Raw genomic sequence first — 16,438 nt, 5'->3', positions numbered from 1 at the left:
CAGTTGTCTTCTTCAAGATATCAATGGTATTACCCCAATAGTAAACATAAACCATGATCAAGAGTCATATTTTATACAGATTAAATGCAAGATTAGTAGTTATAAAGTGCAGCTGATTATTCCCTTATAACTTTGCACTTTATCCCTTGGAAAGGAGATTATTATTATGAAAAATTGCGCCATAATAATTCCTGTCCTTAATCCTACAATCAGTTTGATTGATTATGTCCACAGATTATTTGCAGAAGGGGCTGCCGAAATCATTATTGTAAATGACGGTAGTAAAGAAGAATTTACGTATATTTTCACTGAATTAAATATGGTCGATCATTGTACAGTCTTAACCCACGATATGAATAAAGGGAAAGGCAGAGCGTTAAAGACTGCATTTGAATATTTTCTTAAAACGTATCAACATTTAGATGGTGTAGTGACAGCTGATGCTGATGGGCAGCATGCCGTAGAAGATGTATGCAAAATCGCTCTAGCACTAGAAACTAATGAAAGCGGAATCATTTTAGGGGTTCGGGATTTTGGTGAAGCCAATGTACCATTCCGAAGTTTGCTTGGTAACAGGACCACAAGTTTTTTCTTTCAATTTTTATATGGATATAAACTAAAAGATACACAAACAGGACTAAGAGGATTGCCAACAAGTGAACTCCCAAGGATTTTGGAGCTTAAAGGTGAACGCTACGAATATGAGATCAATATGTTAATCTATGCTAAAAAGATGAATATCCCATTTAATGAGATTCCGATACAGACTTTATATTTTGATAATAATTCCAGTTCGCATTATCACTCTGTATTTGATTCAATTAAGATATTTTCCAAACTTTTCTCTGGACTTCTCCGTTATTGTTATTCAACGATACTTTCAGGATTATTAGATATTGGCAGTTTTATTTTGCTGAACAGTGTGATACTCGTTGGATTGCCACTTGAAGCACGTATTTTTTATGCTACATTTGTTTCTCGAGTCCTTTCTTCTTCGAGCAATTTCTATATGAATCGGACATTTGTTTTCAGCAATCAAAACAAGCTAACCCATTCAATTTTCAAATATTATCTATTATGTATCGGGGTCATGTTATCTTCCTATATTTTAGTAACTACTGCTACCATTTATATGGGTATGAATGTGATTCTTGCAAAAATTTGCATCGACCTCTTACTAGGTATGATTAGCCATCAAATTCAACTTTATTGGGTATTTAAAGCGGTTGAAACGACCAAAAAACAGATGATCGGTGAACGGAATGAAAGATAATTTTTATGGGACATTTTTCAGATGTATCCAATTTATCGTAAGATTGATTTACCCTACATACCATGTTCAAATGCCAAATCATCGAAAAGGTCCGGTAGTGTATATTTCACATCATCAAAATACATTTGGTCCATTTGTGACAATGCTATGGTTCCCAAAAAGTTTGCATGCATGGATTCTACATGTCTTCCTTGATCAAGCTACCTGTTATACACAGTATGCCAACTATACGTTTACAAAAAGAAACGGGATGAATCGATATCTTGCAAAAATCTGTGCGTATCCGCTATCCTATCTTATTGCAAAACTTTTAACTTCAAGCAAAGGAATCCCTGTGTACAGAGGTTCTCGACAAATTCTACAAACCTTTACACAGAGTGTTGCTGCTTTACAAAAAGGTGAAAGTATCGTCATTTTTCCAGATATTGAATACAGTGACTCGTCTTCGCGTACAAAAGCAATGTATGAAGGTTTCCTTTACTTAGAAAAATACTATTATAAAGCCACAGGTCAACATTTATGTTTTGTTCCTTTATACGCCAGTAAAAGTAAAAAAGCAATCCTTGCTGGTCAACCCATCTATTTCAGGGACGGGAAAGATTTTAACGGGGAAAAAAAGATGGTCTATCAAAAAATTCACGGTCAGCTGAATCAGTTAGCGAAGAATTGTGGGGATGTGAAATAACAAGATGGTTCGTCCTCTTCTCTTTCGTTGCTAAAAAAATCGCCATGGTGATGTAACTCAAGAGTCAGACCTCGCATTCTATACACAGGGGTCTGGCCCTTTATGAGACACCTCCACAGCATGTATTCCTCTGTATTGCAATCATCCATTTGTTTCTAGATGAAGATTCGATGAAAGTACATATTTATGAGTCATTTTACTGATGATTACATATGCGATAAGAGATAATAAAACAGGTAAAACAACGGTATGCATGCCTAAAGCGTTTGGATAGAGTCGATCAAATAAAATATAAGATCCCATCCCGACACCCATTGATGAAATGGCACCATATTTATTTCCTTTACTCCAATAAAGTCCAAAAACAATCGGCCATAAAAAGACTGATTCTAACCCACCGAAAGAGAATAGGTTTAGCCAAATGAGCAAGTCTGGTGGACTTAAGGCAAAGAGAATCACCGAAATTCCTATTAAGGTCGTCACCCAAAAGCTAGCTCGTTTCACCTGATTTTCCGACGCATTGGGTTTAAGATAATTTAAATAAAGATCCTTCACAATGGCGGAACTTATCAAAATTAATAACGAGTTTACAGTCGACATGATGGCTGCCATTGGTGCAGCGAGTACGAGCCCAGCTAAAAATGGCGGTAAAACTTCTAGCGTAAGCGTCGGCATCACTTTATCACCAATCTCAATACCTGGAAGTATCGCCCTTGCAAAAACACCGATTACGTGCATACCAAGCATAATCGTTCCAATGACAAAAGTTCCGATGATGATTGCTTGATGCATGCCTCTTGAGTTTTTATAGGACATCGCTCGCACAGCGATTTGCGGTAAGCCAATAACGCCCACTCCAACTAAAATCCAGAAAGAAGAAACATAAATAGGTGTTAAATCTCGCTCCGCTCCATAAGGGGAAACAAGATTTGGATTTTCCGCCACAAGCTCTTGAATAATATTGGAGATCCCACCACCCGCTTTAATAGTAGCGACTAGTAAAATAATCGTCCCCAATAACATCACGACCCCTTGGACGGTTTCTGTTAAAGCGACAGCTCTAAAACCACCAATAATGACGTAGAAGAGAACTGAAACAGCAAAAAGAAACAATGCTGTAGTATAAGACAAGCCTGTCAAAGATTCAATCAGTCTTGCTCCCCCTACCCATTGTGCGGCCATCGAAGAAAATAGAAACACAATGATACTAACGGCCGCTATAATAACAACGGCATTACTTTTATACCTTTCCTTCAAAAAATCAATTAAAGTAATCGCCTTGTATTTTCGTGCGATAATCGAAAATTTCTTCCCTAAAACCATTAAGACAAAATATCCTGCTGGAAGCTGTGCCATCGAAAGAAGGACCCACCCTAGTCCTTTCGTATAGGCCACTCCTGGGCCACCGATAAAACTACTCGCACTTCCATATGTAGCAATCATCGTCATCGCTAATACAAAGCCACCCATCTGTCTATCACCTAGGAAATATTCTTGGAGAAAGGAATCTGTTGAACGAACATATCTACTTGCCCAAAAACCAACAGAAAATATTACGACTAAAAATAAAAGTAACGGAATAATAACCTGCCAGTTCATACTTGATCTCCTCTTTCTTCTTCCTCTTCAAACGGAACTTCCTTGAATAGGAATTTCACACTATAGACAACTAGGAAGAACATCACAATAAAACCTAGGACACAACTGTAAAAAAACCATTCTGGTAGACCGAACACATAGTTATAAGAGGCTGGATCACCTGAGCCTAATCCATAAGCAAATCCAAACCATAACATAAAATTAATGACGACAAGAACGACTCCTATTTTTGCTTCCCTATGTGCTATTTTATATCGCTTGTCTTTCAATTTTTCTTTGTCTTTCATATAAATCCTCCATCTTTTATAGTCACATTGAGATCTTACATGTACAATCAAAGACACTTCTCAAGTTAACATGATTGGTAGTACCACATTCTCAATGTGACTTTATAAGGTTTTCCGCTGCTTTCTTATACACCCTGAACTCAAAATACAATTTTATCATTTTTCAGCCGTATTCTGAAGTAAATGAGGATAGAAGAAAAGGTGATAATGTGACGACTATAAAGAATGGCAATGGGTAAAAATATGTCTTTAGGAGAATGTTCATAATATGAAAAACAGAAACACCATATCTACTCCTATTTCGAATGTCTCCAGTTAATTTGAGGTATAAGAATCATTTTTTAAAAATAATATCTACATAATGAATATTAACGTATTTCCATTACTTTATTAATTGCTTAAACTAATATACTCCAAAGAGAAACCATACTCTTTCAGCCTTTGTTCTGATAAACCATTAATTATTTTACAAAAATAATATCTTTCTTTCATAAATAATATTATGATAAAATATCGTTTATATTAAATTAAAGTGCTATTTTTCAGATAAAATGAAACTTGCACCTAAGGAGTTGTGATTAATATGGTATTAATTGGTGTTGCCTTAATTATTATAGGCTTTGCAATAAGGTTAAATCCGCTTGTGGTCGTGACTGTTTCCGGTTTGGTGACTGGCTTAATTGCAGGTCTACCTATCGTGGACATTATTACGCAATTTGGGGAAGCATTTACAACGAATCGTTATATGTCCATTTTACTCGTAACACTTCCCGTTATTGGTTTATTAGAGAGAAGTGGGTTACAAAACCAAGCAGGGCATCTTGTTTCGAAAATCAAAGCGGCGACAGCTGGTCGAATTATAACGATTTATTTACTATTTCGAGAAATAGGAGCGGCTCTTGGCTTATTAAGTATTGGTGGTCACCCTCAAACTGTTCGTCCTCTACTTGCACCGATGGCTGAAGGAGCTGCAAAAGCAAAATATGGCGAAATTCCAGAGAAAGAACGAGATGAAATTCGCGCACATGCGGCAGCCGCTGATAATATCGGATTATTTTTCGGCGAAGATATATTTGTTGCAGTCGGAGCCATTTTATTAATGAAGGGCTTCTTTGACCAAAATGGGATAGAATCCGATCCGATTTCAATGGCGCTTTGGGGAATCCCTACAGCGATTTTTGCTTTAATTGTTCATTCAATTAGACTTCGCTTATTTGATAAAAAGCTGGATCGAACATTAGGCTCAACAACTAAAAAGGATGTGATAAGATGATTTTTTCCGTTGAATTTATTTATATTATAATGGGGATCATTTGCTTATGCTGTTCCTTGTACACTTTTAGTGATAAAGCAAATCCTCGTCGACACTTATCTGGATTGTTTTATTTCATCTATTCCATCACTCTATTATTTGGAAGTGTTATACCACCATTCTATATTGGTTTAATGGTTATTATCTTGGTACTTGTCGTTGGTATGGGCGGACTTCGCAAAGGAAGTTATGGCGAATCATCGGCACAAGAAAGAGAAACACAGCGTAAACGTCTAGGTAGCTGGTTATTCTTCCCTGCACTTCTTATTCCTATCATTACGGTAATCGGTGCAAAAGGATTTGAAGGAGTAAAAATTAATTCATTGTTTATATTGGACCCTAAAAATCCAACATTAGTTGCATTAGGGATAGCCTGTTTGATTGCAATTATTGCAGCGATGTTCTTGACAAAAAATACGCCACAAACGGCTATTAAGGAATCTCGCCGATTATTAGAAGCGATCGGCTGGGCTGTATTATTGCCACAACTTTTAGCAACATTAGGTACGATTTTTACAAAATCTGGCGTAGGAACCGTTGTTTCGGATGTCGTGACTAAAATCATTCCTGAAAACTCCTTATTTATGATTGTATTTGTCTTCTGTATTGGTATGGCATTATTTACAATGATTATGGGAAATGCATTTGCGGCGTTTCCAGTAATGGCAGCAGGAGTTGCTGTTCCATTTTTAATTACTCAATTTGACGCAAATCCGAATCATATTGCTGCAATCTCTATGTTTGCTGGCTATTGTGGAACACTTATGACACCAATGGCAGCAAATTTCAATATCGTCCCTGCCGCATTACTAGATTTGAAGGATAAAAATCATGTCATCCGTGTACAAATTCCAACAGCATTACTAGTGCTTGCATTCAATATCGTACTTATGTATGTACTTGTGAAATGGGAGGTTTAATGATGAGAAAAAAGGTATTAGTAACCGGCTTCGAACCATTTGGAAATGATACAATAAACCCAGCACTAGAAGCAGTCAAACAATTAGAAGGTATTGTCATAGATGACGTTGAGATTGTCACTCAAGTAGTACCAACTGTCTTTCATGAATCAATCAAAGCTGCGATCAAAGCGATTAAAACTCATGAGCCTGATGTTGTCATTTGTGTTGGCCAAGCAGGGGGACGTACGCAAATAACCCCAGAGCGAATCGCCATTAATGTCGATGATGCACGAATTCCAGATAATCAGAAAAATCAGCCGATCGATGAACCTATTTCAGAGGATGGGCCAGCTGCATATTGGTCAACTTTGCCGATCAAACGAATCGTTCATCAGATGAGGAAAGATGGCGTCCCAGCTTCCGTTTCCAATACTGCCGGGACTTACGTTTGTAACCATCTATTTTATGGATTAATGCACTATTTAACTAATCATGCGCCGCAAATACGTGGCGGCTTTATCCATATTCCATATATTCCCGAGCAAACGATCGAAAACGGTTCTCCGAGTTTAAGTCTTGATATTATTGTAAGTGGGCTCAAAACAGCAGCAGTCATTGCAGCTACTGAAAAAGATGATATTCGAGAAATTGGTGGCACCACACACTAGACTCTCATTTTGAAACGAGCCAAATTATACAAAGATGTCGTCTATTTAGGCTGACATCTTTTTTCTTCGACAAAACTCTTAACTTTCGATTTGACCTTATTTTCATAGACAATCTATTATCTATGAAATATCAGGATTTTAAAGGTACAGACATGCAAATTTGTGGCACTTACATTATGTCGAAATTTGATTTACAGAAATCTTTGCAAATGTAAGCGTTTTCTATTAAAATCATTTATAGGCGGATGACATGCGGGGTCATCATTGTATTTGGCGAAGGCGGGGCCGATACAGGAGAATTCTTATAAGAATTGACTAAATAAATTTGTGTTTAAAGACCAACATCTAGTATGCAGGGTACTATATTCTACATACCAAACTTCCTACAAAGAGGTGGAGGCTGCAGATGTATTATCATATGTTTTTACAGACAAACTTATGATATTCGTTCATTCTCCTTAGAATAATGTAGCTCCATTCCCTTTTCCTTCCTTCATAACCATTACCTAAACTTCACTAGTTTTTTACATTAAATGTATGAAAGAATCATAGGTTGGCAATTATAATAAAAAGGCAGTTTAATAGTTAGTTGGAGGTGATTCTATTGAAAGAGAATACAAAAAGATTGACTGATTTTTTTCAAGAAGATCGATTTGAATTAAACTCGTACCTCACTTATATGTTTAATCAATTTGTTGATTACGCACGGAAACCACTGAAAGACCAAATGATAAAGTGAAGGGAAAACCCATCATTCAATGAAAAAGATAAGCGACTTGGTTAATCAAAAGAGATAATTAGGTCGCTTATTGTTATTAGACTTGACCTAAAAGCGGCTCGGAAAATTTTATTTTCGTATAAAGGACATAGAGCCGGGGCTTCGCGACTTACTAATAAAGCCAAACTACTTAGCACGTATACTGATTTTAACGAGAATGTATCCAAAATTCCAGCTAAGCACCGCCACCATTGAGATTAGGCGGGTGTAGCTTTCGATAGGATTAATCCGCTTATAGTAAATGGTGGCGTTTTAACGCAATAGGATTTTTGTATGTAACTGATCTTGATCACGATAAGAACGATAGGATACGAATTTTTTGTCAGTCGTCTCTACGTCCAACTGTAATATATGAGAGCCCCTCATTTCTAAATAATATTGAATCTCCTCTTGTTCCAAATGATAAAACGAATAGGTGATGCCCAAAAGAGTGCGATTTTCTTGTTGTGTCTCTGAATGATGAAGTACATAGTCCGCCAATTCTTGAATCGTAGTCGAGGATCCTGCAATCGTAGATTTCACAAGCGCAGCTGCTTGTTGAAAAGTAGATTTTACATTTTCCATAATTTGATGCAATTTCATATTGTCCTCCTTTCAATTCGGATCATGTTTGTTTATTTGTACAAATATTATTTGTATTTTTGCTTGGATACATTCCTAAATGAAGTCGTTCTTTTTGCTTCCCCTATATCAAGTTTGTCTCATTCAAATCCTATACTCATGTAAGAAATTCTTTTGGATATTCTACGGTTCCAGTAACATGATGCAAAGCTCCTGATTTCAGTTCCAATGCCATAAAAGCTTCATTTGGTACTTCAAATGGTGCCGATATCTTATATTTGCTTGCTGGAACAAATCCAAAGCGCGGATAATACTCTTCATGCCCGAGCACAATCACAGATTCAAAACCAAGAGATTTCGCTCGTTTTATTCCCTCTAGAATAAGTTTGCTACCAATCCCTTTACCTTGATAACTGGGTAATACTGCAACCGGTGCAAGAGCAAGAGAGGTATACTTTTCTTTCCCATTATGTATCATGATTTTTGTAAACAAAATATGCCCCACAATGTCATTCTCTAATACAGCATGTAAGGATAGCTCTGGAATAAATGCCCCACTCTTCCTTAGTCTTGCCACTAGGTTGTGTTCATCATAATCTGTATACTCTGCATGCTCAAAAGCTGACTTTATCATAGTTTCGACTGCTCGATAATCCGAACTGGTTTCTTGTTTAATTGTAAAATTCATGTTTATCACCTTTCTATATGTAGAATATAATCCAACTACCACAATTTACAATATTAGATTTTACCAAGCGCTGATATCTAGCTGCTGTTTCTTATTAAATAATTCCGGATAAATGAGAAAGCCCAGGATAATAGCTGTCAGGACTGCTGCAAACAAGATCATAAATACAATCAATAGTTGAAAACGGACGGCTTCTACAGGGTCAGCTCCAGCTATAATCTGTCCGGTCATCATGCCCGGAAGTTGGACAAGACCAATTGTTCTTTGTCCTTCAATCGTTGGGATTAAACTGGACCGTATTGATTGTTTTAGGATTGGATAAATGGATTGTTTTACACTTCCTCCAAGTGACAAGACGAGCACAACTTCTTCTTTTCTCATTTCCAACTCTGCTTTTAAACGATTTAAGAAAAGACTTGCGATAACCATTGAATTACCGATTATCATTCCACTAATGGAGATTGTATACTGCGGAGTTGCCGGTACGATCTGTAATCCAAGTAAAAACCCTTGAGTGATTATCTCAACGATACTAATCGTCAAGAAAATTTTCCAAAAAATACGTGGTAAACCCTTACCGCGATTCGCTGCATTTATAGTTGCTACGAACACCATAACTAGGAGCATCAAAATCATAGCAAGTGGATTCTCAAAACCAAATACGGTGTTAAGAATATAACCAACAACAAGTAATTGAATGGTGGCCCGAATACCCGTAATAATCAAGTCACGACCAAGTCCTAACTTAAATGCGTGTGAAAGAAAAAAGGAAAAAATAACGAATCCAAAACTGAAGAGAAGGGCAATTAAACTCATTTGTACTCCCTCCTCATCTCCAAAAATTGTTTTGTCTGCTCTTGTTTTGGCTTAACAAAAAATTGCTTAGTAGGAGCCGCTTCGACTATTCTCCCCTCAATCACGAGCCACGTTTGATCGCCTACTCTTTCTGCTTGCGATTGATCATGCGTAACCCAGAGAATCGTCGTTTGCCTTTCACGGTTAATCCGTAAAATTAGTTCTTCTACCTCATGTGCAGACAAAGAATCTAATGCGGATGTTACTTCATCGAGCAATAAAATAGCTGGATCGTTCACTAATGTTCTAGCAAGCGATAATCTTTGTCTCTGCCCACCTGAAAGCTCTTTGGCCTGACGTAGCAAAAGATCTTCTGTTAGTCCTACATACTCCATGTATTTCTTAGGATTTTCTAACGTTTTGCCCTGCAGCCTTTTAGGCAAAGACAAATTTTCCTGTACTGTTCCAGTAAGCATAGGAGCGCCTTGAAAAGCTATGCCAACCTGACGTCTAAGTGTTTGGATATCCCAGTCGCCAACGTCCTTTCCCTGAATCCATACCTCCCCTTCATCAGGAGTAAGCAACAAATTGCAAAGGGACAAAATCGTACTTTTCCCTGACCCTGATGGTCCAATAATAGTGACAATCTCCCCTTTTTCTACCTTTCCACTCACTCCTTTTAATACATTCACTACCTCTTGCTGATTCAAATATGTCTTACTGACGTTTATAAATTCAATTTCTGTAGTCATCGTTCGTAGCCAGCACTCCTCATCACCCTTCTTTATTATCGAGTATATACTATACAAATGCTATTTTTTATATCTTAAGGATTTTTTTGTAATATTTGATGTTTATACAACGATTTTTCGCAAGTTTTGGTTCTCTACTTATCATCTTTACTCTCTTTTACTAACCAACTTGCGCATATTACTTACCAATTCATTTTAGCTACATGAAGAATTCTCGTTTGTTAATGTGCATCTTTCTAAGGATTTTGGTTACATTAAAAACTACTTGATAAAGGAGGAGGAATTACGATGAAACAAGAAAGCACGCATGATTATGTAGAGAAACTACATGATACACAGAAAAAAAATGAGCAAAATAAAAAGAGGCAAGGCAACGGACATCCTGAAGAGAAGTTGCCAAATAATCAGTAGCAACTTTCTCCCTTAAAAATCAAATTGTTTGGGAGATTCAACTTGAGGCAACTCTTTCAGCTATACACTGTTTAAAGAAAAAAGGCTACCCGATAAGTCAGAAGTATGACTTTCGGGACAGCCCTTGTTATCTCTATCAATCCAGTATCTAGCAGTATTGAAATTTAATCTAAATTAATCCAGACATTATTGATTTCTGTCTATGATTAATTGTTGAAAAAACTAAGTTCAAGATAAGATCCTTTTGTTAATTTGTATTTTGGCCCCCGCCATTCAATCCTTCTTTAACCAGCTCGTATACTTTACTGTTCATGAGCATTCCCACGTGGTCTGCACCACTGATTTGAACGTTTTTCGCTCCCTGAAGGACTGAAAGCCAAGTAGGCACCACATAGTCGTTGGTACTATAAATCGAAGTATAAAGAATTTTTTGGTTAGGATTAGTACCTACGGGAGCTTTCGATGTTACATATTTGTTAGGAGAACCCAACGTTACCACATCGTTTACCTTGCTTCCGCCGCCATTGAGGATATAAGTTAGGGTATTAAGGCCTCCCGCGCTGTGCCCAACAATATCAACCTTGCTCTTTCCTGTTTTCTTTAATACCTCATCTATATAAGAAGTAAGCTGTTTTTGATTATTCAAACTAACACCAGATTTATCCGTAAATTCGATAGCATATATTTCATTATCGGACCAGCCTTGTTTTTTTAGGTAATTTATTATGCCATAAAAGCCTGTGCTTGTTCCGCCTGCACCGTGAATGAAGATAACTGGATCATGGCCATTAGTCTGCGCTTTGGAAACAGTAGGCTGAATAGTAACCACAGAAAAAATAATGGCCATGCATACCATTAGTGAAAGTAGCAATCTCTTATTTTTCATTATTGTTTTCCTCCTAAGTGTTTGACTGCTTTCTTGCTACTTTAGTGTCATACATTTTGGAGGCAGAATCAACCGGCAACTTTTTCTAACCTTGGAAACCTGCTGATATTTAGCAGGCAAGACAATAACCCTTCCTCTATGTCTCCTGTAGAATAAAGAAATCAGCTGCTTTGTTTGGCCTAGTCCTTTTATCAAAATGGCATATTCAAATGGTACCCTTCAATAATAACTAAGTTTTAGTTTAATGATTGAATGTACCTTAATTATTTTTTAAAAAATATCAACTCTAACCAACATATTAGATTATTAGTGGATGTCCCATTAAGCACTTCCCCCTTTGAAACACCTTCCTTATATCTTTCTAATAAACTAATCGATAAATTAAAAATTTCTCATAAGGATTATGCGCATAGTCTGGCAGGATGACTTCTTCTTTTATTTCAAATGACGTTTGGTTCTCTAAAAAATAATGATAATCATCTGACGGATAATACAAAATCAACTCGATTTCCCTTTCAAACTCCTCAACTGACAACAAGATATTATTAATAATTTGCATAAAAATTTGGATTGAAAATGGATTAAAAAAATAAAAACGATTATCTAACGGATTAATTTGATATTCTTCTGCTAAGCAACAATGAAAATGGATTATATCTGTTCTGTTTTTTACCTTCTTCAAATATCTTGTTCGATTTTCAATCGCTTCTTTACAAAATCTTTCGTTCATTTCAATCCCAACAACAGTCGCCTGAAATAAATGGTGGATATAGAAATTTAACCGTCCTTTTCCACAGCCAAAATCGACAACACGATCACCGCTTTTCAATTCATAGGAATTAAATAAAGTTTCGAGCGCACGATATGGTGTTGGCTCATACCGATGATAATGCATAGAATTATTGAATCCCTTTTGGTCACCTGCTGTTCTTATGTTTAGTAATGCATCATAGTACTGTTCATTCATGGACTCGCCCCTCAGTTTACAACTTCAACTTTTATCATATAGATTTTTCTAAATGAATGAAAGTAATTCCATGTTCCCAGAAAACATTACGAGTTTTTTTCAGCAATGATAGTAAGTGCTTATAGAAGACTTCATTTATGCCCATCTATTGTTTTCTCTCTTGACCGGATATTATATAAAACTATGAGATAAAACCTATGAATCCCTGACAAGCCTGTATTTTCAAATGAGACAAAACTAAGAGGAAGACAAAAACATAATAATATAAGGTCGAATATTTCATAATATCTAGCTAAAACTATATTATTATAATCCAAATTGTTATTTATCTAGTTTATCCTTTAAACTATCAAGGAAATATCAAATTATATGAGTATAACCAAAAACTATATAACGTAATTTTCACCTATTTATCAGTACTAAATTCTGAATAGAAACAATAAAGGCATTTAAAATTGCTATTAAAAATGTAAAGGAGGCACTACTTAAATTGCAGTACCTCCTTTTAAAGTTCTTAAAATATTCAGTTCAGCTTCACTTCTAAAATTAAAACAAATAATAAAATTATTTAATTCTTATTCCACTAAAGCGCCCTTATATGGAAGACTTGATTTCAAGATAATACAATTACAATTTCCATTGTTCCCCTGTTACTTAAAAATAAGAAAAAGGGGTTGGTGTTGGTTTAAAAAATAAAGTTTGTCGATCACCCGACAAACTGAATTAGACTGACTCGTAAAAAAAGCAGTGACGGACTAGGAACTCGAAAGACCTAGACTGCCGCTGCTTTTATTGTGCTAACGTAATCCGGTTAGCGTAATCTATTTTAGGTGACAAGGTCATCTACCCGTCTGGTAAACGAGACCTATGGCTCCAGAATCAAATGTCTTGTTTTCGATAAGTTTAAGATTGATCTTCTCCTTGAGACCTTGGAATAACGGCAACCCGCTGCCGACCAGGACGGGAGAAACCGTAATTTTATACTCATCAATTAAATCAAGCTGCATAAGGTAGTGTGCGAATCTAGGACTGCCTAGGATGACCATATCCTTGCCTGGCTGCTGTTTGAGGTTCTTGATCTCTTCCTCGACATCTTCTTTCACCAGTCTGGAATTGTTCCATTCGACTTTCTCCAGCGTCGTGGAAAAAACGATTTTGGCTGTCTTTTCGATCCACTCGGCATGATTCCGTTCATACTGCGAAGCTGATGGGTTCGAAGGCACAGATGGCCAGTAACTGTGCATCATCTGATAAGTCCCACGTCCCCAAATGACAGTGTCGGCAGTACTCAGAATTTCTTTCGCGTGTTTCTCCAAATCAGAATCGTAGGAAACCCAGCCAATGTCCATTTCACCGTTTGGCCCTTCTACAAAACCGTCAAGCGATGCGTGCAGAAATAGAACGAGTTTTCTCATTTTCAGTTCTCCTTTGTTCATGAGGGATGTCACATTATACTTTGCAGTTTTCATTAATGTTATGTGCAGAGTCAAGTTTAGCACACATAACAATCAATAATTTCTTCTAGATTGCTAAATTTCTTTATTAAACAATTTGGCCCTTTTCATGAAGAAAGACGCTCTCCTTATTTTGAGAAAAGCGCCCGTTAGTGAAACTACAAACATTCAATATTTATTAATCAACTTCATCCTGTACTCCAAAAGATTTACGCATCCTATACATTGATGTGGTAGACAAATACATAAAAAGCATAGAAATTATTATAACTAATAATGATTGTAAAAATGTCGCTTGTGCTGCAATAGATAAAACAATACCGCCAAGTAATCCACCAACTGTATCGATTAAAATAAATTTTTTTATAAACTTTCTCTCTTTCTTTTTTATCTTTGATTTTACAACTTCCAGTACAACAAATTGAATTATTAGATACGGAATAAAAATAAACCAATATCCACCCATTTCAGTACCTCCATCAATGTTCACAATTCTAAAAATAATTATTAACTTTAATAAAGGTATTATCAATGGAAAATAAACGAAATTAAAGATACTCTTATTTAACTATCCCGCCCGTTACTTTAAGTACAAAGTTTCACAAACTCGCCTAAACTCTCACCTAGATATCTAAATGTTATTCAACAATCTGAACCGATAACAAAAAGACACGCCCTTTTATATGCGCGCCTCGATTTCGACTAAGCTTAACTTAGATAACTTTCAAAAATATTTACAATAAAAATCGTGTCTCAATTTCCCACTTAGCTGAGCATATATTTTGGTGGTCTCACTCTTCTCATGACCAAGTAAGCTCTGAATCACTTCAAGTGGCGCACCATTGTTAATCATATGTGTAGCATAGCTGTGTCGTAATTGATGAGGATGTATTCTCTTTTTTATCCCAGCTCGATTTGATATGCGTTTGATAATATATCTCAGATTATCAATACTCATACGCCTGTTTGGCTTTCTATCCGTAATGAACAAACAGGAATCCTTATCATCTCGCTCATCTAGATACCTTTTTAACCAAATGGAGCAACGGGTATTAAAGTATACTTCCCTTTCTTTATCGCCTTTCCCATGTACAATAACTGAATTCGTTAAAAAACTTATATCATCACGATTTAATTTTACAACTTCTCCAATACGGCAGCCAGTCGAATACATAAATTCAAATAACGCATTCTCCATTGAAGTATGACAAGCTTCCCTTAGATGTTCAATCTCTCGTTCTGAAAGGAATTTTGGAATCCTTTTGCCTAATTTCGGCTCTTTTAATTTAGCAGCAGGGTTTTTGGGAATATGACCTTCATCGTGTGTCCATTTGAATATTGATTTAATGCAACGAACTCTATGTCCTAAACTAGATGGCTTTAAGTGATCTCCCGCCTGTATTAGATACCCTTTCAGTTTCTCTGTAGTAAAATCACTCATTTCAATATCACCGAAAAATCGTAATAAGAGATTATATTGAAAACAATATGTTTTTAGTGTAAGAGGCGAATATCCCTCAATTTTTTTATCAAGTTGATACTTTTCCCACGCTTTTGATAATAACATTATTCTTTCACTCTCCTACTTTTTAAATCTATTAATCTAGATTCTATTATGTTCAAGGAGAGTCTTATTCATACGAAGGTTTTTCAATAGTCGCAGACAATATCAAATTACCGGACCATGAGAACCCTTGAAATAACAAGAAAAAGGACACTTTCTTTACTCAAGGAAAGCGCCCTATTGTTGAAGAACGAATATAAAATCTTTTCTGTCTAAAAAAATGAGGAACAATCCCTCTTATTAAACTCAAAAATTATAGTCTAAATTACTAATGGTACGGTTCACCGTGATGTATCCAAATGAGATTCTATAACTTATTTAAAATTCCCCACTAAAATAAATTACATCAAATATATCACCAATTATCTAAATATTCTAATCGTATTGTCGAAAAAAGATAGATTGGGGTAGCTCCAATCTGTCTAGCTTCTTGTTAGGATTTACCCTAAAGCACATACAATGACTTTGATTTTGATGCTGATGATCTAAGTATATTGATTCGATAAATCCCTTGCGTCAATTTTATCGTTTTTGAAAATAATTCGTTTGAAATATTAATATTTTTATATAAAATAATTGACTTTTCTGATTTTTTAACATAAAGTAGTCATTAACTTAATACGGAATAATCCTTATCGCGAGCCAGGGGAGGAAATTGGTCCTATGATCCTGCAGCAACCTGTTATTTTCTATGGGAAATAACAAGGTGCTAAATCCAACAGACATGATGTCTGGAAGATGAGGAAGAGAAAAAACCTCTTCCTCTTGGGAGAGGTTTTTTCTCTGTTTACATCCTATGACTTCAGGTAAGGAACCTGTTCCAAACTGGCTTATTATAATTCCTACTAAATACATA

Annotated in this window: 17 protein-coding genes and 1 riboswitch; of the genes, 6 read left to right on the top strand and 11 right to left on the bottom strand. The window is 36.1% G+C overall.

The genetic code is table 11. From position 1 onward, the window contains the following. Window positions 1-166: 166 nt before the first annotated feature. Together V179_RS26940 and V179_RS0102905 are read left to right on the top strand one after the other, a co-directional pair. Complete coding sequence (locus V179_RS26940) at window positions 167-1,273, top strand: glycosyltransferase (RefSeq protein ID WP_051404804.1); 1,107 nt, start codon at window positions 167-169, stop codon at window positions 1,271-1,273. Further along, window positions 1,263-1,958: a lysophospholipid acyltransferase family protein gene (locus tag V179_RS0102905; RefSeq protein WP_028390194.1), complete on the top strand. Its 696-nt coding sequence runs from the start codon at window positions 1,263-1,265 to the stop codon at window positions 1,956-1,958. The genes V179_RS26940 and V179_RS0102905 overlap by 11 nt, the downstream gene beginning before the upstream one ends. A 141-nt stretch (window positions 1,959-2,099) precedes the next feature. Here V179_RS0102905 and panF read toward each other — a convergent pair whose 3' ends face one another. Then, the gene (panF, locus tag V179_RS0102900) at window positions 2,100-3,557 is read right to left on the bottom strand and encodes a sodium/pantothenate symporter (protein ID WP_028390193.1); all 1,458 of its coding nucleotides are present in this window, start codon (window positions 3,555-3,557) and stop codon (window positions 2,100-2,102) included. After that, entirely contained in the window at window positions 3,554-3,844 is a 291-nt protein-coding gene (locus V179_RS0102895; RefSeq protein WP_200868652.1) for a YhdT family protein, read from the bottom strand. Before V179_RS0102895 ends, panF begins: the two co-directional genes overlap by 4 nt. Window positions 3,845-4,427: 583 nt before the next feature. Here V179_RS0102895 and V179_RS0102890 point away from each other — a divergent pair. Genes V179_RS0102890 through pcp form a run of 3 tightly spaced genes read left to right on the top strand, consistent with a single transcriptional unit; the run spans window position 4,428 to window position 6,726 of the window. Then, the gene (locus V179_RS0102890) at window positions 4,428-5,117 is read left to right on the top strand and encodes a DUF969 domain-containing protein (RefSeq protein ID WP_028390191.1); all 690 of its coding nucleotides are present in this window, start codon (window positions 4,428-4,430) and stop codon (window positions 5,115-5,117) included. Further along, window positions 5,114-6,076, top strand: coding sequence for a DUF979 domain-containing protein (locus V179_RS0102885; RefSeq protein WP_028390190.1), 963 nt, complete (start codon window positions 5,114-5,116; stop codon window positions 6,074-6,076). Before V179_RS0102890 ends, V179_RS0102885 begins: the two co-directional genes overlap by 4 nt. A gap of 2 nt (window positions 6,077-6,078) precedes the next feature. Then, on the top strand, window positions 6,079-6,726 hold the full coding sequence (gene pcp, locus V179_RS0102880; RefSeq protein WP_028390189.1) for a pyroglutamyl-peptidase I: 648 nt from the start codon (window positions 6,079-6,081) through the stop codon (window positions 6,724-6,726). A 1,030-nt stretch (window positions 6,727-7,756) separates the two neighbouring features. On the opposite strand, the gene V179_RS26935 is transcribed toward pcp, so the two are convergent. The 4 genes from V179_RS26935 to V179_RS0102855 all read right to left on the bottom strand — a co-directional run bounded on the left by V179_RS26935 (window position 7,757) and on the right by V179_RS0102855 (window position 10,300). Beyond that, window positions 7,757-8,086, bottom strand: a complete 330-nt coding sequence (locus tag V179_RS26935; RefSeq protein WP_051404803.1) for a hypothetical protein — start codon at window positions 8,084-8,086, stop codon at window positions 7,757-7,759. Between the two features lie 136 nt (window positions 8,087-8,222). Further along, the gene (locus tag V179_RS0102865; RefSeq protein ID WP_028390188.1) at window positions 8,223-8,753 is read right to left on the bottom strand and encodes a GNAT family N-acetyltransferase; all 531 of its coding nucleotides are present in this window, start codon (window positions 8,751-8,753) and stop codon (window positions 8,223-8,225) included. A 60-nt stretch (window positions 8,754-8,813) separates the two neighbouring features. Then, window positions 8,814-9,569 (bottom strand): ABC transporter permease, encoded by a 756-nt coding sequence (locus V179_RS0102860; RefSeq protein ID WP_028390187.1) that lies wholly within the window; start codon window positions 9,567-9,569, stop codon window positions 8,814-8,816. Continuing rightward, window positions 9,566-10,300 carry an ABC transporter ATP-binding protein gene (locus V179_RS0102855; RefSeq protein ID WP_028390186.1) on the bottom strand — a complete coding sequence of 245 codons (735 nt, stop codon included), beginning with the start codon at window positions 10,298-10,300 and terminating at the stop codon, window positions 9,566-9,568. The genes V179_RS0102860 and V179_RS0102855 overlap by 4 nt, the downstream gene beginning before the upstream one ends. Before the next feature lie 288 nt (window positions 10,301-10,588). Here V179_RS0102855 and V179_RS29560 point away from each other — a divergent pair, with 288 nt between their 5' ends. Further along, window positions 10,589-10,711, top strand: coding sequence for a DUF4023 domain-containing protein (locus tag V179_RS29560; protein ID WP_084552174.1), 123 nt, complete (start codon window positions 10,589-10,591; stop codon window positions 10,709-10,711). Window positions 10,712-10,958: 247 nt separating this feature from the next. On the opposite strand, the gene V179_RS0102845 is transcribed toward V179_RS29560, so the two are convergent. The 5 genes from V179_RS0102845 to V179_RS0102825 all read right to left on the bottom strand — a co-directional run bounded on the left by V179_RS0102845 (window position 10,959) and on the right by V179_RS0102825 (window position 15,585). After that, the gene (locus V179_RS0102845) at window positions 10,959-11,597 is read right to left on the bottom strand and encodes an esterase/lipase family protein (protein WP_028390185.1); all 639 of its coding nucleotides are present in this window, start codon (window positions 11,595-11,597) and stop codon (window positions 10,959-10,961) included. Between the two features lie 361 nt (window positions 11,598-11,958). Beyond that, window positions 11,959-12,564 carry a methyltransferase domain-containing protein gene (locus tag V179_RS0102840; RefSeq protein ID WP_028390184.1) on the bottom strand — a complete coding sequence of 202 codons (606 nt, stop codon included), beginning with the start codon at window positions 12,562-12,564 and terminating at the stop codon, window positions 11,959-11,961. 839 nt (window positions 12,565-13,403) lie between these two features. After that, window positions 13,404-13,979 carry a dihydrofolate reductase family protein gene (locus V179_RS0102835; RefSeq protein WP_028390183.1) on the bottom strand — a complete coding sequence of 192 codons (576 nt, stop codon included), beginning with the start codon at window positions 13,977-13,979 and terminating at the stop codon, window positions 13,404-13,406. 217 nt (window positions 13,980-14,196) lie between these two features. Next, window positions 14,197-14,484, bottom strand: coding sequence for a hypothetical protein (locus V179_RS0102830; protein WP_028390182.1), 288 nt, complete (start codon window positions 14,482-14,484; stop codon window positions 14,197-14,199). 258 nt (window positions 14,485-14,742) lie between these two features. Further along, the gene (locus tag V179_RS0102825) at window positions 14,743-15,585 is read right to left on the bottom strand and encodes a tyrosine-type recombinase/integrase (protein WP_028390181.1); all 843 of its coding nucleotides are present in this window, start codon (window positions 15,583-15,585) and stop codon (window positions 14,743-14,745) included. Between the two features lie 626 nt (window positions 15,586-16,211). Continuing rightward, a riboswitch (SAM riboswitch) is annotated at window positions 16,212-16,327 on the top strand. Window positions 16,328-16,438 lie beyond the last annotated feature (111 nt).

Origin of the sequence: Bacillus cihuensis (assembly GCF_000504145.1) — a bacterium.
GTDB classification, from domain to species: Bacteria; Bacillota; Bacilli; order Bacillales; family DSM-1321; genus Peribacillus; species Peribacillus huizhouensis.
Note: the sequence above shows the minus strand (reverse complement) of the source record. Positions and strands in the feature narration are given on the sequence as shown.